The sequence below is a fragment of the Pseudonocardia sp. P-1 genome (assembly GCF_058111925.1).
Window position 1 is genome coordinate 4,138,225 of sequence record NZ_CM176614.1, and the last position, 17,368, is coordinate 4,155,592.

At 75.2% G+C, this 17,368-nt stretch carries 18 protein-coding genes; 13 read left to right on the forward strand and 5 right to left on the reverse strand.

Features of this window, described 5'->3' with window-relative positions; genetic code table 11:
• Positions 1–3 precede the first annotated feature (3 nt).
• Positions 4–750 carry a TIGR03089 family protein gene (locus AC0GKK_RS20385; protein ID WP_179763028.1) on the reverse strand — a complete coding sequence of 249 codons (747 nt, stop codon included), beginning with the start codon at positions 748–750 and terminating at the stop codon, positions 4–6.
• A 17-nt stretch (positions 751–767) separates the two neighbouring features.
• Complete coding sequence (locus tag AC0GKK_RS20390; protein ID WP_489882306.1) at positions 768–2,477, reverse strand: LCP family protein; 1,710 nt, start codon at positions 2,475–2,477, stop codon at positions 768–770.
• Between the two features lie 368 nt (positions 2,478–2,845).
• Here AC0GKK_RS20390 and AC0GKK_RS20395 point away from each other — a divergent pair, with 368 nt between their 5' ends.
• The 6 genes from AC0GKK_RS20395 to AC0GKK_RS20420 are packed head-to-tail and all read left to right on the forward strand — an operon-like array spanning position 2,846 to position 8,685.
• Entirely contained in the window at positions 2,846–3,724 is an 879-nt protein-coding gene (locus tag AC0GKK_RS20395; protein WP_489882307.1) for a glycosyltransferase family 2 protein, read from the forward strand.
• Between the two features lie 38 nt (positions 3,725–3,762).
• A complete protein-coding gene (gene manB / locus AC0GKK_RS20400; protein WP_179761876.1) occupies positions 3,763–4,833 on the forward strand; it encodes a mannose-1-phosphate guanylyltransferase in 1,071 nt (356 codons plus the stop codon).
• Positions 4,834–4,844: 11 nt separating this feature from the next.
• The gene (locus tag AC0GKK_RS20405; protein ID WP_489882308.1) at positions 4,845–5,792 is read left to right on the forward strand and encodes a DNA-3-methyladenine glycosylase family protein; all 948 of its coding nucleotides are present in this window, start codon (positions 4,845–4,847) and stop codon (positions 5,790–5,792) included.
• Between the two features lie 18 nt (positions 5,793–5,810).
• Positions 5,811–6,809, forward strand: a complete 999-nt coding sequence (cofD, locus tag AC0GKK_RS20410; RefSeq protein WP_489882309.1) for a 2-phospho-L-lactate transferase — start codon at positions 5,811–5,813, stop codon at positions 6,807–6,809.
• Complete coding sequence (locus AC0GKK_RS20415; RefSeq protein ID WP_489882310.1) at positions 6,802–8,151, forward strand: coenzyme F420-0:L-glutamate ligase; 1,350 nt, start codon at positions 6,802–6,804, stop codon at positions 8,149–8,151. The genes cofD and AC0GKK_RS20415 overlap by 8 nt, the downstream gene beginning before the upstream one ends.
• A gap of 3 nt (positions 8,152–8,154) precedes the next feature.
• Entirely contained in the window at positions 8,155–8,685 is a 531-nt protein-coding gene (locus AC0GKK_RS20420; RefSeq protein ID WP_489882311.1) for an NUDIX hydrolase, read from the forward strand.
• A gap of 7 nt (positions 8,686–8,692) precedes the next feature.
• Here AC0GKK_RS20420 and AC0GKK_RS20425 read toward each other — a convergent pair whose 3' ends face one another.
• Positions 8,693–9,463: a site-2 protease family protein gene (locus AC0GKK_RS20425; protein WP_312888781.1), complete on the reverse strand. Its 771-nt coding sequence runs from the start codon at positions 9,461–9,463 to the stop codon at positions 8,693–8,695.
• 221 nt (positions 9,464–9,684) lie between these two features.
• Between AC0GKK_RS20425 and AC0GKK_RS20430 the strand changes: the two genes are divergently transcribed.
• Positions 9,685–9,975, forward strand: coding sequence for a WhiB family transcriptional regulator (locus AC0GKK_RS20430; protein WP_083658828.1), 291 nt, complete (start codon positions 9,685–9,687; stop codon positions 9,973–9,975).
• Positions 9,976–10,067: 92 nt separating this feature from the next.
• Here the strand turns inward: AC0GKK_RS20430 and AC0GKK_RS20435 are convergent, their stop codons facing one another.
• Entirely contained in the window at positions 10,068–10,553 is a 486-nt protein-coding gene (locus AC0GKK_RS20435) for a metallopeptidase family protein (RefSeq protein WP_489882312.1), read from the reverse strand.
• A 135-nt stretch (positions 10,554–10,688) separates the two neighbouring features.
• Here AC0GKK_RS20435 and AC0GKK_RS20440 point away from each other — a divergent pair, with 135 nt between their 5' ends.
• From AC0GKK_RS20440 to manA, 5 genes are all read left to right on the forward strand, one after another.
• Positions 10,689–11,039, forward strand: a complete 351-nt coding sequence (locus AC0GKK_RS20440) for a DUF3499 domain-containing protein (RefSeq protein ID WP_020627719.1) — start codon at positions 10,689–10,691, stop codon at positions 11,037–11,039.
• A gap of 64 nt (positions 11,040–11,103) precedes the next feature.
• Entirely contained in the window at positions 11,104–12,516 is a 1,413-nt protein-coding gene (locus AC0GKK_RS20445) for a phosphomannomutase/phosphoglucomutase (protein ID WP_405415207.1), read from the forward strand.
• A 110-nt stretch (positions 12,517–12,626) separates the two neighbouring features.
• Positions 12,627–12,830, forward strand: coding sequence for a Trm112 family protein (locus AC0GKK_RS20450; protein WP_073576344.1), 204 nt, complete (start codon positions 12,627–12,629; stop codon positions 12,828–12,830).
• Positions 12,827–13,945 carry an SIS domain-containing protein gene (locus tag AC0GKK_RS20455; protein ID WP_139282868.1) on the forward strand — a complete coding sequence of 373 codons (1,119 nt, stop codon included), beginning with the start codon at positions 12,827–12,829 and terminating at the stop codon, positions 13,943–13,945. The genes AC0GKK_RS20450 and AC0GKK_RS20455 overlap by 4 nt, the downstream gene beginning before the upstream one ends.
• A gap of 27 nt (positions 13,946–13,972) precedes the next feature.
• The gene (gene manA / locus AC0GKK_RS20460) at positions 13,973–15,184 is read left to right on the forward strand and encodes a mannose-6-phosphate isomerase, class I (RefSeq protein WP_062397559.1); all 1,212 of its coding nucleotides are present in this window, start codon (positions 13,973–13,975) and stop codon (positions 15,182–15,184) included.
• A 410-nt stretch (positions 15,185–15,594) separates the two neighbouring features.
• Here manA and AC0GKK_RS20465 read toward each other — a convergent pair whose 3' ends face one another.
• On the reverse strand, positions 15,595–16,098 hold the full coding sequence (locus tag AC0GKK_RS20465; protein WP_489882313.1) for an Lrp/AsnC family transcriptional regulator: 504 nt from the start codon (positions 16,096–16,098) through the stop codon (positions 15,595–15,597).
• 95 nt (positions 16,099–16,193) lie between these two features.
• Between AC0GKK_RS20465 and ald the strand changes: the two genes are divergently transcribed.
• A complete protein-coding gene (ald, locus tag AC0GKK_RS20470) occupies positions 16,194–17,294 on the forward strand; it encodes an alanine dehydrogenase (RefSeq protein WP_062397552.1) in 1,101 nt (366 codons plus the stop codon).
• Positions 17,295–17,368: the final 74 nt, after the last annotated feature.

Below are 17,368 nucleotides of genomic sequence, written 5' to 3' on the forward strand. Positions count from 1 at the left end.
CGCTCACCCCAGGCGCAGGGTGACCCGCTCGGACTCCGCGCGGCGGTCGAGGACCGCCGGGTCCCCGGCGGCGTTCACGGTCTGGACCAGCGAGGCCCCCGCCGCGAGGACGGCGAGCAGCCCGTCGCGCAGGCCGTCCGCGCTGTCCCAGCCGGTGCTCGACAGCACCCGGGCGCCCGCGGTGATGCCGAGTGCGTCCGCACGCTCCCGGGCCGCGGCCAGGACCTGCTCGCCGCTCGCGCCGTCCCAGGCCGGGGCCGCGCCGTCCACCGGGTCCCACGGGACGAACTCGTCGCCGTGCACCCGCACCTCGGTCGCGAAGTCGACGGTGCCGCCGGGGAGGTCGCCCAGGCCGCGGCCGAAGAAGTCCAGCGAGAACGCGACGACCGTGCCCGCCCCGGCCGCGAGCGCCACGTCGAGCCGCGCCGCGTCGGCGAGCACGACGTCCGCGCCCGCCGGGTCGCCGACGAGCTCCGCGCCGCAGGACCACACGGCCAGCAGCGCGGCGACGGTCTGCCAGTGCGCGGGCAGCAGCGCCGCGACCCGGGCGCCCGGCTCGACGTCGACTTCGTCGCGCAGCAGATTCGCCGCCTTGGCGGTCCAGTTCGCGGTGGTCGTGCCGGACAGCTCGGTCCGCTCGCCGGTCGCGTCGTCGTAGTGGGTGACCAGCGGTCGCGGGGCGGCGGCGCCGAGTGCCGGGCCGAGCAGCGCGTCGGTGAGGAACAGGCCGGAGCCGAAGACGGTGTCCATCACGCCGGAACGCTACGTCAGTCGATGCAGGGGACCCCGCCCGCGGTGATCGGCGGGGTCGAGGGAGCCGGGGCCGCGGCGGGCGCGGCCGCCGCGGAGGTCGACCGGCCGCCGTTCGCGCGGTCGGTGCCGAGCAGCACCTGGACCCGGCCCTGGGCGACGGCGTCGGACTGCTCGACGCCGATGCCGCCCAGCGCCTCGGCGACCCGGCGGGCGGCGGCGTCGCCGTCGGCCTGGCTGTAGCGGACCACCGAGGTGGTGCGGTCCGGGGCGTTGCCGACCTCGCCGGGGGTGAACCCGTTGCGGCCCAGGGTGTCGGCGACCTGTGCGGCCAGCCCGGTCACCCCGGACCCGTTCGCCACGTCGGCCACGACCGGCGCCGCCGCCTCCGTGGAGGTCGCGGCCGCCTCCTCGGGCTCGGGGTCGGTGTGGTGGGCGACGAAGTCGCGGACCTCGGCGGGGTCGACGAGCAGCACGTCCTTGCTCCGGGTGGTCTCCGGACCGCCGGTGGGGATGGTCAGGAAGTCCATCCTCCCGGCCGCGATCGACGACGCCTCGCGGGCGAAGCCGAGCAGGTCCCAGCCGCTGTCGATGACGACCGACTGCTGGACCACCTCGATGAGCGCGCCGAGCTTGGTCGGGTCGGTGAGCGTGCCCGAGGACAGGACCTTGTTGGCGACCGCGGCGAGGAACACCTGCTGACGGTTGATACGCGACAGGTCCCCGCCGGCGAGCCCGTGCCGCTGCCGGACGAACGCGAGCGCGTCGGCACCGGAGATCGTCTGCGGGCCCGCGGGGAAGTCGGCGCCGGAGAACTCGTCCCTGGCCGGGGCCTTGAGACAGACGTCGACGCCGCCGACGGCGTTGGTGAGGTTGTAGAAGCCGAGCAGGTTGACCTCGGCGAAGTGGTCGATGGCCAGCCCGGTGAGGTCCTGCACGGTGTCGATCAGGGCCTGCCGGCCGGCCTGCGACGAGTCCTGGTCGATCTGCCGGGGGTCGCGCACACCCTCGGCGACCAACCGGGACGCGGTCTGCGCCTTCGTCTGCGGGTAGGCGGCGTTGATCTTGTTGCGGCCGATCCCCGGGATCGACACCTCGGAGTCGCGCGGGATGGAGAACGCGGTCGCGCTGCCGCCGTCGGCGGGCAGGTGCACGACGATGATCGTGTCGGAGTTGAGGACGCCGGACTCGGCGCCGCTGCGCAGCTGGGCCAGGACGTCGGCCGGCAGCGGGTTGCCCTGCGCGTCGGTACGGCTGTCCACGCCGACCAGCAGGATGTTCTGCTCGCCGCCCGCGGAGCCGCCGAACAGCAGGTTCGTCGTGGTGATGCCGCCGGTGACGTCGCGGTAGAGCGTCCACACGGCGCCGGTGAGCAGCACCGTCAGCGCCGACAGCACGGCGACGGCGAGCCGCAGCCGGGCCAGCAGCCCGCGGCCCCGGGGCGGTCGTCCGCCGGTGCGCCCGCCCCGCGCCGGGTACGGGGGGTGCTCGTCGGGGCCGGTCGCGGTCCCCGCCCGGCTCCAGCCGGCGGAGCCCGCGGGGCGGCCGCGCGCGGCGCCGGTGTCCGGGCGGACCCGGGGCGAGCGCCACCGGTCGTCGGGGCGGCGGGGCGGCCGGACCGTCGCGCGGCGGCGCGCTCGGCGGCCGACGGGCGGGAGCGGTCCCGGTAGACCTCGCCCATGCTCGCTCCCCTCGGGGTCCGTCTCGTCCGCGCCGCCGCGTCTCACCCGGACGGGGGAGTCCGGTGAACCGGAGCGCGGCCCGTGCGTCTCTGGGACCGGACACCCCGGTCGGGGACCAGGGTGCAGCATCCGGGCCCGCGCCGTGGGTCGTACGGGCCTGCGTGTCGGGTTGCTCGCCCGGTCGTCGTAGGGGGTCCGGACTTGAGGGTGACGCACGGGTACGACGTGTCGTCGCTGCTCGGGGGCGGTCCGAATGTTGGAGTGAGAGTATCGCAATCATGGTCGCGGTGACGGAGTGTGATCTTCACGGGCGCGAACGGGCGGTGCCGGACGGAGCCGCCGGGCGCGGGCGTGCCCGTGCTGACTAGGTTGCGGGACATGCGCGGGGTGGACGAAAAGGACGGGGAGGCCATGTGACCGACGACGCACGGTCCTACGGCGACGGGGTCGCCGTCGTCACGGTGACCTACTCGCCGGGCGCGCTGCTGGACACCTTCCTCGACTCGCTGCAGGGCGCGACGGCCCGCACGGACGTGCCGGTCGTCCTGGCCGACAACGGATCCGTCGACGGCGCCCCCGAGCGCGCGGCCCGCGAGCGCGACCACGTGACGTTCCTGCCGATCGGCGAGAACGTCGGCTACGGCGCCGCCGCCAACCGTGGCGTGGCCTCGCTGCCCGACGGATACGGCTGGGTCGTCGTCGCCAACCCGGACCTGGAGTGGGGCGCCGGGTCGCTGGACACCCTGCTCGACGCCGGCCGTCGCCACCCCCGGGCCGGGTCGCTCGGCCCGCTGATCCGCGAACCGTCCGGCGAGGTCTACCCCTCGGCGCGCGAGGTGCCGTCGCTGACGGCCGGGGCGGCGCACGCCGTGCTGGCCCCGGTCTGGCCGGGCAATCCCTGGACGGCGGCCTACCGGCGCAGCCGGGAGGACCTGACGGAACGCGCGGCCGGCTGGCTGTCCGGGTCGTGCCTGCTCCTGCGGCGCACCGCGTTCGACTCCGTCGACGGTTTCGACCCGCGCTACTTCATGTACTTCGAGGACGTCGACCTGGGGATGCGGCTGGGTCTCGCCGGATGGCGAAACGTGTACGTCCCCGGTGCCGATGTCGTACACGTGGGCGGAGCGTCCACGGGCAAGCCGGAGGTGTCGGCACGGATGCTCGCCGAGCACCACCGCAGCGCCTACCGCTACCTGGCCGACCGCCACCGCGGTCCGGTGCACGCTCCGCTGCGTGCGGCCCTGCGCGCCGGCCTGGCCGTGCGCTCGGGTCTGCTGCGGCGGACCGGCTGAGCGCGAACGAGAAGAAAGAACCTGAGGGGGGACCTGCATTGCAGGACGTCGAGGCGGTCGTGCTGGTCGGGGGCAAGGGCACCCGGCTGCGGCCACTGACCCTGTCGGCGCCCAAGCCGATGCTGCCGACGGCGGGGGTGCCGTTCCTGGCGCACCTGCTGTCGCGGATCCGCGAGGCGGGCATCCGGCGGGCGGTGCTGGGCACGAGCTACCTGGCCGAGACCTTCGAGGAGCACTTCGGCGACGGCTCGTCGCTGGGGCTGGACCTCACCTACGTCACCGAGAACGAGCCGCTGGGCACCGGCGGGGGCATCCGCAACGTGGCCGGCAAGCTCTCCGCCGAGCACGTCATGATCTTCAACGGCGACGTGCTGGCGGGCACCGACCTGACCGCCGTCGCCGACACCCACCGCAGCACCGGTGCCGACGTCACACTGCACCTGGTGCGGGTGCAGAACCCGCGGGCCTTCGGCTGCGTCCCCACCGACCCGACCGGCCGGGTGCTGGAGTTCCTCGAGAAGACCGAGGACCCGCCGACCGACCAGATCAACGCCGGTTGCTACGTCTTCCGCCGCGAGGTCGTCGACACCATCCCCGAGGGCAGGCCGGTGTCGGTGGAGCGCGAGACGTTCCCCGACCTGCTCGCCTCGGGGGCGCACGTGCAGGGCCACGTCGACGTCGCGTACTGGCGCGACATGGGCACCCCCGGCGACCTGGTGCACGGCTCGGCGGACCTGGTCCGCGGGGTCGCGCCCTCGGCGGCACTGCCCGGCCCGACCGGCGAGTCGATGGTGCTGGAGGGGGCCGAGGTGGCCTCCGACGCGTTCGTGTTCGGCGGGACGACCGTCGGCCGCGGCGCCCGGATCGGCTCCGGCGCCCGGGTCGAGGGCTCCATGCTGTTCGACGGCGCGGTGGTGCAGGCGGGCGCGGTCGTCGAGAACTCGGTGATCGGGGCCGGGGCGGTCGTCGAGGAGGGCGCGAGCGTCCGCGACACCGTGGTCGGCGACCGGGCCGTGGTCGGCGCGCACTGCGAGCTGCGGCACAACATGCGGGTGTGGCCGGACGTCACGCTGCCGCCCCACGGGGTCCGGTTCTCGCCCGACGTGTGACCATCGGGGGCGTGGACACGGCCGCCGTGGTGGTGGACCGGGAATGGCGGCCGCCGTTCCCGCTCGACCTGTACGGCGTCCTCGCCCCGCTGCGCCGCGGCCGCGGCGACCCCACCTGGCGCACCGCCGTCGACGGCGCCGTGATCTGGCGGGTCTCGACGACGCCGGCCGGCCCCGCCACCGTCGCGATCCGCCGCCGCGCCGACGGCGGCCCGCACGGCACCGTGCGCGCGACCGGCTGGGGGCCGGGCGCGGCCTGGGAGGTCGACCGGCTGCCGTCGCTGCTGGGGGCCGACGACGACCCGTCGGCGTTCGTGGCGCACCACCCGCTCGTCGCCGACGCGCACCGGCGCCGTCCCGGGCTGCGGCTGGGCTCCACCGGCCGGGTCTGGGACGCGCTGCTGCCCGCCGTGCTGGAGCAGAAGGTCACCGGCACCGAGGCGCACCGCTCGTTCCGCGAGCTCGCGTGGCGCTTCGGGGAGCCGGCGCCGGGGCCGGCCGGGGTGGTGCCCGCCGGGATGCGGGTGCCGCCGACGCCCGGGCAGATCCGCGCGGTGCCGGAGTGGGAGTGGCACCGGGCCGGCGTCGACCACGCCCGGCGGACGGCGATCCTGCACGCCGCCGTCGTCGCCCACCGGCTGGAGCGGGCCGCCGAGCTGGGCGGGGAGCAGGGCCGGGTGCTGCTGCGCCGGGTCCGTGGCATCGGGGTGTGGACGGCCGCGGAGATCGCCCAGCGCGCCTGGGGCGACCCGGACGCGGTCAGCTTCGGCGACTTCCACGTGCCCAACACCGTCGGCTGGGCGCTGCTCGGGCACGACCTCGACGACGCGGGGATGCTCGAGGTGCTCGCCCCCTACGTGCCGCAGCGCCAGCGCGCGGTCCGCTACATCGAGGCGTCCGGGTTCCGCCGCCCCCGGTTCGGGCCCCGGTTCTCCCCGCGCGACTACCGCTCGTTCTGACCGACGTAGGGTCGCCGTGTGAAGGTCACCGTTCTGGTCGGCGGCGTCGGCGGAGCCCGCTTCCTGCAAGGCGTGAAGCGCGCGCTCGGACTGCCCCCCGTGGGGGCGGGCGAGTCCGCGCACGAGGTCACCGCCGTGGTCAACGTCGGCGACGACATCTGGCTGCACGGGCTGCGGGTCTGTCCGGACCTCGACACCGTCATGTACACCCTCGGCGGCGGCATCGACGTCGAGAAGGGCTGGGGCCGCTCGGACGAGACGTGGTCGGTCAAGGCCGAGCTGGAGGCCTACGGCGCCGAGGCGGGCTGGTTCGGGCTGGGCGACCGCGACGTCGCCACCCACCTCGTCCGCACCCGGATGCTGCGTGCCGGCTACCCGCTGTCCCAGGTCACCGAGGCGCTCTGCCACCGCTGGCAGCCCGGGGTGCGGCTGCTGCCCGCCTCCGACGACCGCGTCGAGACCCACGTCGTGATCGACAACCCGGACCCGGCCGCGGTCGAGGAGACCCCGCAGGTCGCGATCCACTTCCAGGAGTGGTGGATCCGGTACCGGGCCGCCCCGAAGGCGTACCGCTTCGCCTCGGTCGGTGCCGACCAGGCCGCGATCCTGCCCGACGCCCGGGCCGCGATCGCCGGGGCCGACGTCGTGCTCGTCGCCCCGTCCAACCCGGTGGTGTCGATCGGCACGATCGTCTCGGTCCCCGGGATGGCCCAGGCCCTCGCGGCGACGCCCGCGAAGGTCGTGGGGCTGTCCCCGATCGTGGGCGGGGCGCCGGTGCGGGGTATGGCCGACGCCTGCCTGACCGCGATCGGCGTCGAGACCAGCGCCGAGGGCGTGGGCCGGCACTACGGCGGCCGCGGCGAGGGCGGACTGCTCGACGGCTACCTGGTGCACACCGGCGACGCCGCGACCGTGCCCGGCGCGACCGTGCGCGAGGTGCCGCTGCTGATGACCGACCACGACGCGACCGCCGCCATGGCCCGCGCCGCGTTCGAGCTGGCGGGCGTCGGTGTCTGAGGGTTTCCCCGACCACGCGTCGCAGCGGCTGGAGATCATCGGAGTCCCGGGGCTTCCGGAGTTCCGCCCCGGCGACGACCTCACCGCCGCGCTGGCCGAGCGGATGACCTGGCTGCGCGACGGCGACGTCGTGGTGGTCACCAGCAAGGTGTTCTCCAAGGTCGAGGGCAGGCTGGTGCCTGCCCCCGCCGACGAGGAGGAGCGCGACGCGCTGCGCCGCAGGCTGGTCGAGCAGGAGACCGAGCGGGTGGTGGCCCGCAAGGGCCGGACGCTGATCGTGGCCGGGAAGCTCGGCATCGTGCAGGCCGCCGCGGGCATCGACGGCTCCAACGTCCGCCGCGACGAGCTCGCCCTGCTGCCCGCCGACCCGGACGCCAGCGCGGCCGGGCTGCGCGCCGGGCTGCGGGAGCGGCTCGGGGTCGAGGTCGGCGTCGTCGTCACCGACACCCTGGGGCGCAGCTGGCGGGTCGGCCAGACCGACATCGCGATCGGCTCGGCCGGGCTGCCGGTGCTGCACGGCTACTCCGGCGCCGTCGACGGCCAGGGCAACGACCTGGTCGTCACCGAGATCGCCGTCGCCGACGAGATCGCCGCGGCCGCGGACCTGGTGAAGGGCAAGCTCGGCGGGCTGCCGGTCGCGGTGCTGCGCGGCGCGGCCCTGCCCGACGACGGCTCGACCGCCCGTGACCTGATCCGGCCGATCTCCGAGGACCTGTTCTGGCTGGGCACCGAGGAGGCGATCGCCCGTGGGCGCGGCGAGGCGGTCCTGCTGCGTCGCAGCACCCGGGACTTCGCCGACGAGCCGGTCGACGCCGACGCCGTGCGCCGCGCCGTGGGCGTCGCGCTGACCGCGCCCGCGCCGCACCACAGCACCCCGTTCCGGTTCGTGTGGCTGCGTGACGCGGCGCGGCGCACCGCGGTGCTCGACGCGCTGCGCGAGCGCTGGCGCGCCGACCTGGTCGCCGACGGGCGCCCGGCCGACGAGGTGGAGCGTCGCCTCGCCCGCGGGGATCTGCTGCGCCGCGCCCCGGAGCTGGTCCTGGCGTTCCGGTCCACCGCGGGGATGCACGGCTACCCGGACACGGCCCGGGCCGCCGCCGAGCGGGACATGTTCACCGTCGCCGGCGGCGCGGCGGTGCAGTCCCTGCTGGTCGCACTGGCCGCGGAGGGGCTGGCGTCCTGCTGGGTCGGCTCGACGATCTTCGCCGCGGACGTCGCCCGCCGGGTCCTGGACCTGCCCGACGACTGGGCGGCGCTCGGTGCGGTCGCCGTCGGCGTGCCGGTCGAGCCGATCGCCCCGCGCGCGCCCCGGCCGGCCGGCGACGGCCTGTTGGAGCTGTGAGCCGTGGTGGCCACGGCGACGGCCGCCCGCGAGCTGGGCGCCTGGACACCGCGCGACCCCGGCCAGCGGGCCCTGCAGCACGCGCTGCTGGCCTTCCTCGACGCGCGCCCCGACGACGCCTGCGACCGCTCCTGCGTGCCCGGGCACCTCACCGCGTCGGCGCTGCTGCTCGACGCGGGCGGGGACCACACGCTGCTGACCCTGCACCCGCGGGTGGGCCGCTGGATCCAGCTGGGCGGGCACTGCGAGCCGGGCGACGACTCGCTGCGCGCCGCGGCGCTGCGCGAGGCCACCGAGGAGTCCGGGATCGACGGCCTGGAGATCGACGAGCACCCGCTGCACGTCGACGTCCACCCCGTCACCTGCTCGCTGGGGGTCCCGACCCGTCACCTGGACGTGCGTTACCTGGTGCGCGCCCCCGCGGGCGCGGCGCCGCGGATCAGCGACGAGTCGCTGGACCTGCGGTGGTGGCCGGTGGACGCGCTGCCCGCCGACGACGACACCGTCGCGACGATGGTCGCCGCCGCCCGCTGAGCCGGGCTCAGAGGTTGCGCCAGAAGAACATCGCGGAGTAGCCGAGCCGGAACAGTTCCTGGTCCCCGCCGGCGGCGCCGAACAGCAGCTGGGTGGCGGCGAAGAACAGCGCGCTCACCCCGGGCACGAACAGCAGCAGGGCGAGCAGCACGAACGGTGCCCAGGGCCGGACCCGCTCGCCGAGGCGCCGCGCCGGCGCGGACAGGTACGGCTCCAGCGCCCCCCAGCCGTCGAGGCCGGGCACGGGCAGCATGTTCAGCACGAACGCGATGATCTGGAAGTACGCGAGCGCGGACAGCCCGGCCGCCACCGGCAGCGGCATCCCCGGGAACGCGGCCACCGTGATGATCAACACGATGCCGAGGGCCAGGTTCGCCGCGGGGCCCGCCAGCGAGACCGCGCTGCGCCGGGCCCGCGACCGCAGCGCCCACTGGTTGATCCACACCGCTCCGCCGGGCAGCGGCAGCCCGCCGATCAGCAGGATGATCAGCGGCAGCACCAGGGACAGGCCGGGGTCGGCGTAGCGCCGCACGTCGAGGGTCAGGTAGCCCTTCGCCGCGACCGAGGTGTCCCCGCCGCGATAGGCGGTGACGGCGTGCCCGTACTCGTGCAGGCACAGCGACACCACCCAGCCGCCGAGCACCATGACGAAGATCCCGGAGGTCGCCAGGACCCCCGATCGGGTGGGGACGGCGGCGGCGGCGAGAACACCACCGAGAAGGGTGATGCCGAGGATCAGCAGGAACCAGGGGCTGATGCGGCGTGTCAGTGACGGCACGTACCCATACTCCATGTCGGAGGAAACGCCCGCGCGCGACCCTTCACTCAATCGGCAGAGCCGGCTTGCACAGAGCGAGTGTCAGCGCTGTACTTACAGCGGTGTCATTCGCCAGTGCGTTGCGGGGAGGTGGGCGAGTGGACGACGTCGAGGGGTTCATGCGGATGCTGCGGCCGGTGGGGGCCGAGCCGATGGGCACGGTCGAACGGCCCGATCACGAGATGGCCGACTACGACCAGGTCGCCCAGATCCTGGACCTGAAGGGCCTGCTGGACGACGGTTCCTCCGAGGAGGTGCCGGACTGGCAGGAGCGTGCGCTCTGCGCGCAGACCGACCCGGAGGCGTTCTTCCCCGAGAAGGGCGGCTCCACCCGTGAGGCCAAGCGCATCTGCTCCGGCTGCGAGGTCCGGGCCGAGTGCCTGGAGTACGCGCTGGCCCAGGACGAGCGTTTCGGCATCTGGGGCGGGCTGAGCGAGCGGGAGCGCCGTCGCCTCCGCCGCGCCGCCGTCTGAGACTCCGCGGGGGAGCAGGAACACGAGGGCCGGTCGCCGCCACGGTGACCGGCCCGTCGTCGTCCCCGGGCCGTGTCGCCCCGCGGGGGCGCTCAGCCGCCGTCGACGGCGTCGGGCTCGATGTTGAGGTACTCCGCGACCTGCTCGACGAGCACCTCGTGCACGAGGTCGGCGAGGTCCTCGCCGTTGCGCGCCCTGGCCTCGAGCGGGCGGCGGTAGAGCACGATCCGCGCCCGGGTCGGCATCCCGGCGGAGTCGACCCCGGCCGGCACGAGGTGGGCCAGCGGGACGCCGACGTCGGCCAGCACCCCGGTGCCCCACACGATCTCGTCGGGCGAGGTGCGGTCGACCGACGGCACGTCGTCGACGGCGAGGTCGAGGTCGATCAGCTCCGGGCCCCAGCGCGCCTCGATCGGTTCGAGCGCCTCCAGCACCTTCGCGTCGAAGCGTTCGGCGCGGGTGCGGAAGGCCGGCGTCGACACCGGGTACATCAGGCCGCGCAGGCCGCGTCCTCGCCGGTCCCGCCGGCGCGGGCTGCGCGGCGACCGGCGGTCGTTCTGGGGACGAGCGGTGGGCACCAGGGCATTCTAGGACCCCCGCGCCCCACCCGGGGGTGACCCGCGACCGCGGCGGGCGGACCGTCCGCCGAGCGGGGTGCGCGTCGCAGTACGGCGGCGGGCCCGTGACGGGCTATCGTCGGCCACGTGTTGAGTGTGCGGAGATGTTCACGGACGGGCTGCACCGAGCTCGCCGTCGCCACGCTCACCTACGTCTACGCCGACTCGACCGCCGTCGTCGGCCCGCTGGCCACGCAGGCCGAGCCGCACTCCTACGACCTCTGCACCGGGCACGCGCACAACCTCACCGCCCCCCGCGGGTGGGAGGTCGTCCGGTTCGAGGGCGAGTTCGCCCAGCCCCAGCACAGCGGCGAGGACCTCACCGCGCTCGCCGATGCCGTGCGCGAGGCGGGCCGGGTGGACCGGCCGGTCGAGGTGGTCGCACGGCCCGGTGGCACGGGGCGGCGCGGCCACCTGCGGGTGCTCCCGAAGCCCGAGGACGGCTGAGCCGTCCCACGGGGTGAGGAGACCTGCGCGGACGGGTGACACGGCTGCGCTAGGGTCGTGCGTCGTGCCCGACCTCTCGGCGATCGTGAAGGCCTACGACATCCGCGGTGTCGTCGGCGACCAACTGGACGAGTCCACCGCGCGCGCACTGGGTGCGGCGACGGCGCGGCTCGTGGCGGGCGACGACCCGGCGCCGTCGGCGGTGGTCGTCGGGCGGGACATGCGGGACAGCTCGCCCGCGCTCGCGGCGGCGTTCGCCGACGGGGTGACCGGGCAGGGGCTCGACGTCGTCGACATCGGGCTCGCGAGCACCGACATGCTCTACTACGCCTCCGGCACGCTGGACCTGCCCGGCGCGATGTTCACCGCGAGCCACAACCCGGCCGCCTACAACGGCATCAAGCTGTGCCGCGCCGGCGCCGTCCCGGTCGGCCAGGACTCCGGCCTCGCGACGATCCGCGACGAGGCCGGCCGATTCCTCGACTCCGGGGTCCCCGAGGTCCCGTCGCCGGGTGCCGTGCGCACCGAGGACATGCTCACCGGCTACGCGCGCTACCTGCGCGGCCTGGTCGACCTGACCTCGCTGGACGCCTCCCCGGAGCTCACCGTCGTCGTCGACGCCGGGAACGGGATGGGCGGGCACACCGTCCCGACCGTGTTCGACGGCCTGAACGTGCGCGTCGTGCCGCTGTACTTCGAGCTCGACGGGAACTTCCCGAACCACGAGGCGAACCCGCTGGACCCGGCGAACCTGGTCGACCTGCAGAAGCGGGTCGTCGCCGAGAGCGCGGACCTCGGCCTGGCCTTCGACGGCGACGCCGACCGCTGTTTCGCCGTCGACGAGCGGGGCGAGGCGGTGAGCCCCAGCGCCATCACCGGGCTGGTCGCGGCCCGTGAGCTCGCCCGGGCGCACGCGGCGGGGGAGTCCGACGTCGCCGTCATCCACAACCTGATCACCTCGCGGGCGGTCCCCGAGCTGGTCGCCGAGCACGGCGGTCGTGCGGTCCGCACCCGGGTGGGCCACTCGTTCATCAAGCAGACGATGGCCGAGACCGGCGCGGTGTTCGGCGGCGAGCACTCCGCGCACTACTACTTCCGCGACTTCTGGAAGGCCGACTCCGGCATGCTCGCGGCGCTGCACCTGCTGGCCGCGCTCGGCGAGCACCGGGCGGCCGCCGCCGGCGCGACGGTGTCCGGGCTGATGGCGGGCTACGACCGCTACGCCGCCTCCGGGGAGATCAACTCGACGGTCGACGACCAGGCCGCGCGGGTCGCCGAGATCGAGGGCGTCTTCGGCCCGCGCGACGGCGTCGAGCTCGACCGGCTCGACGGCCTGACCGTCTCGCTGCCGGACGGATCGTGGTTCAACCTGCGGGCCTCGAACACCGAGCCGCTGCTGCGGCTCAACGTCGAGGCGGCCGACGACGCGGCCGTCCGTGCCCTGGTGGACGAGGTGCTGGCGGTCGTGCGCGCCTGATCGCGCGGCCCCGCACACCTGCGGTGATGGCGTCCGTACCCGGTCGGCTGCCGCGGAGTGTCGGTACCGGGTGGCAGCATCGAGAGCGCGACATGACGACGAGGAGAACCGTGGCCCTACAGCTCGACCCCCAGCTGCTGGAGATCCTGGCCTGCCCGTGCGACGCGCACGCGGTACTGACCCCGGGTGAGGACCGGCTGACCTGCACGACGTGCGGTCGTGCGTTCCCGGTGACCGACGGGATCCCGGTGCTGCTCCTCGACGAGGCGTTGCCCGGGACCGGGCCGGCGGGGGACGGACGGGACGACGGGTGAACGGGGTGCTCGACGACACGCTGCTGGCCGATCCCGAGGGGCTGGCGGCGCGGGACACCACGGGCGTCCTGCGGGCCGCCGCGACCGCGGGCGCCCAGGTCCGCTCCGCGCTGTACACCGCGGGCCAGGCCGGGCTGGACCGGCTGCGCGGGCACCGTCCGCGCGCGCTGGTGCTGCTGCACCGGCCCGGTGTCTCCGGGGTGGTGGCCGACCTCGTCACGGCCCTGCTCACCGACCGCTGTCCGGTGCCGGTCGTGGCCGCCGAGCGGATGCCGGGCTGGATCGGGCCGCTGGACGTCGTCGTCGCGCACTCCGCGGACCCCACCGACCCTGAGCTGGCCGAGTCGGTCGCCGTCGCGGTGCACCGCGGCGCCGAGGTCGTGCTGTCCGCGCCGGACTCCGGGCCGGTCGCCCAGGCCGGCGCCGGGCGCGCCCGGCTGGTCGAGCCGCGCATCCCGCTGCCCGAGGGGCTCGGGTTCGCCCAGGCGCTGACGGTGGCGCTGGTCGCCGTCGCCGAGCTGGACCTGCTGCCCGGGATGCGCAGCGAGGAGGTCCCGGCCCGGCTCGAGGCGCTGGCCGACGCGCTGGACGCCGAGGCCGAGCGCTGCCAGCCCGCGCACGAGCCGTTCGTGAACCCGGCGAAGGCGCTCGCGTTGCGGCTGGCCGAGCGGACGCCGCTGTTGTGGGGCGTGGACCCGGCCGCCGCCGCGGTGGCCCGGCACGGCGCGCTGGCGCTGGCCACCCACGCCGGTGTCGTCGCGCACGCCGACGGGCTCGCACAGGCGGGCACCCTGGCCGGTCTGCGCGTCGCCGTCGACCTGTCCGAGCGGGGCGGGGGCGACATCTTCCACGACCCGTTCGACGACCCGGCCCCCGGTGGCGACGCGCCGCCGCCGCGGCTGGTGCTGCTCGGCACGGGGGAGGAGGACCCGCAGTCGGTGAGCCGCCGGGTGCTCGGCCGGGAGTGGCCGAACGCCGATCTGGCGCACCCGGTCGACGAGATCCCGCGCGGCACCCGCGACGCGGCGCTGCTGCGGGCCGGTGTGCTCGCCCTGCGCGCCGACATCGCCGCCGTGTACCTCGGCCTGGCGACCGGCGCCACCCTGATCACCTGACCCCGCGCACCTGACACCGGGAGACCCGTGGAACTGCTGGAGAACCCGATCCGCACCTACGCCTGGGGTTCGCGGACGGTCATCGCCGAGCTGCTCGGCGAGCCCGTCCCGTCACCGCACCCCCAGGCGGAGCTGTGGCTGGGCGCACACCCGGCCGCCCCGTCGACGGTCGCCGGGGGCACCCGCCCGCTGCACGAGCTCATCGCCGCCGACCCGGTCGCCGCGCTGGGCCCGGGCCGCGACCGCTGGGAGGGGCGGCTGCCGTTCCTGTTGAAGGTGCTGGCCGCCGAGGAGCCGCTGAGCCTGCAGGCCCACCCGAGCCTGGAGCAGGCCCGTGAGGGCTGGGAGCGGGAGAACGCCGCGGGGATCGCGGTGGACGCGCCGGACCGCAACTACCGCGACGCCCACCACAAGCCGGAGCTGATCTGCGCGCTGACCGAGTTCGTCGCGCTGGTCGGGTTCCGCGAGCCTGCCCGCACGGTGGAGCTGCTCCGCGCCCTGGACGTCCCCGAGCTCGCCGCCTACACCGAGCTGCTCGCCGGCCAGCCGTGCCCGGACGGGCTGCGCGCGTTGTTCACCACCTGGATCACGTTGCCCCAGTCGGTGCTCGACGGGCTCGTCCCGGCCCTGCAGGACGGTGCGGTCCGGCTGCTGGAGCGCGGCACCGCCCAGGAGTGGACCGGCGAGGCGAAGACCGCGCTCGACCTGTCCGAGCGCTACCCCGACGACGCAGGCGTCCTCGCCGCGCTGCTGCTCAACCGGATCACCCTGGCCCCCGGCGAGGCGCTGTACCTGCCGGCCGGGAACCTGCACGCGTACCTGTCCGGGGCGGGCATCGAGGTGATGGCCAACTCCGACAACGTGCTGCGCGGCGGGCTGACGCCCAAGCACGTCGACGTGCCGGAGCTGCTGCGCGTCCTCGACTTCACCGCCCCGCCGCCGCCGGTCCGCGCCCCGGTCCCCGACCCCGGCGCCGACGGCTGGCACCGCTACGACGTGCCGGTCGAGGAGTTCCTGCTCCGCCGCGCGGTCACCGACGGCCGGGACAAGCTCGACGTCCCCGGCACCGGCGCCCGCATCCTGCTGTGTGTCGACGGTGACGCCGCGGTCGACGCGGGCGGTGTCACCGTCGAGCTGCCCCGCGGTCGGGCGGTGTTCCTCTCCGCGGCCGACAGCGGCGCCGTGCTGACCACCGGTGAGGACGGGGCCACCGTCTTCCTGTCCGGCGACGCGCTGTAGCCCACCTGCTCTGACCCGCTCCAGCCGCCGCCGTCCAGCGCTCCGGCCCGTCGGGCTGCACGCCGCCGGGTGGTGGCCCGCCGCGCTGCAGGCCACCGCGTTCCGGCTCACCCGGTGCGGCGGGCCGCGGCGGGGCCGGCCCCTCCGGCGTCGCTGTGCGCCCCGGTCGCGCCGGCCTCGGCCATCGCCTCGGCGAACACCGCGACCGGGTCGGCGGCCGCCTCCGCCGAGAAGAAGCGGTGCGCGACCGCGCGCCGGGCACCGATGTCGTCGACGGGCTGTACGCCTGGCTGCTCGCGCGGGTCGACGGCCCGCCCGTCGCCGCGACGGCCGTCGGCGGCCGAGCTGGAGCGGTTCCGCGAGCTGACCGACGCGACGTTCGCCCTACTCCGCCACGGCGACGACGGGGCTCAGTAGGTGTCGGGTGCCCGGTGGTGCTCGAAGATCAGCGATGTCCGGGTGCCCGCGACCTCCGCCCAGGCGTTGAGCGTCCCGACCAGGTCACGCAGTGCCACGGTGTCGGCGGTCGCGACCCGGATCATGTAGTCGTCGTCGCCGGCGAGGAAGTACACGTCGCGCACCTCGGGGCGGCGGGACACCCGGGTCACGAACTCGGCGAGCCGGTCGCGGGCGTCGGACTGCAGGCGGACCGAGATCATGGCCTGCAGGGGGTGGCCGGTCGCCGCCGGGTCGACGTCGGCGTGGTAGCCGCGGATCACCCCGCGCTCGCGCAGCGCCCGGATGCGGCCGAGGCACGTCGACGGCGCGATCCCCGCGCCCGCGGCGAGTGAGTTGTTCGGTGTGCGGGCATCCCGCTCCAGCTGGCGCAGCAGGGCCCGGTCGACCCCGTCGAGCCGAACAGGGTTCGACGGTGACGGCCTGATCCGCCGCGGTTCCGAAGATTCATCGCTCATGAGAACCCTCCGAGAATCTTGTTCAGTTCTGTTGGCAGCCTATCGATGTTTCTTCACCATTGACGCAGTTGGCGGGCCGAGTGGAGGAGAGCGACATGCGCGTCGCAGTGCCGAAGGAGACCAAGGACAACGAGTTCCGGGTGGCGCTCACGCCCGCCGGGGTGCACGAGCTCGTCGGGCGGGGGCACGAGGTCGTCGTCGAGCACGACGCCGGCGCCGGGTCCGCGATCTCCGACGCCGACTTCAAGGAGGCCGGGGCGCAGATCGCGTCCGACGCCGCCGAGGTGTGGGGCTCGGCCGAGCTGCTGCTCAAGGTGAAGGAGCCGATCTCCTCGGAGTACGGCCACCTGCGCCCGGACCTGACGCTGTTCACCTACCTGCACCTGGCCGCGTCCCGCGCGTGCACCGACGCGCTGCTGTCGGCGGGGACGACCTCCATCGCCTACGAGACCGTCACCGACTCCCGCGGCCGGCTGCCGCTGCTCGCCCCGATGAGCGAGGTCGCGGGCCGGCTCGCCCCGCAGGCCGGCGGCTACCACCTCATGCGCTCGGCGGGCGGGCGCGGCATGCTCCTGGGCGGCGTCCCGGGCGCGCCGGGCGCCGACGTCGTCGTGCTCGGTGCCGGGGTCGCGGGGGCGAACGCCATCGCCATCGCCGCCGGCATGCGCGCGAAGCTGACCGTGCTCGACGTCGACGTGGACAAGCTCCGCGTGATCGACGAGCAGTACGCCGGTGCCGTGCGCACCCAGTACTCCACCGCCCTGTCCGTGCGCGAGGCGGTGACCGGTGCCGACCTGGTGATCGGCGCGGTCCTGCTGCCCGGGGCGAAGGCGCCCACCCTGGTGTCGAACGAGCTCGTCTCCCGGATGCGGCCCGGCGCCGTACTCGTCGACATCGCGATCGACCAGGGCGGATGCTTCGAGGACTCGCGGCCCACCACCCACGCCGACCCGACCTACCGGGTGCACGACACCGTCTTCTACTGCGTCGCGAACATGCCCGGTGCGGTGCCGCACACCTCGACCCGCGCCCTCACCAACGCGACGCTGCCCCACGTGCTGCGCCTGGCCGACCAGGGCTGGCGGGCCGCGACCGAGGCCGACCCGCACCTCGCCGCGGGCCTGTCGACCCATCACGGCGTGCTGCTCTCCGAGGAGGTCGCGCAGGCCCACGGACTGGAGCGCGGGACCGTCTGAGGCCGGACGTGTCCTTGCGCAACCGCATCGTGACCTCAAATCCGCGTTGCATGGCGTGACGCAGACCGCATCGC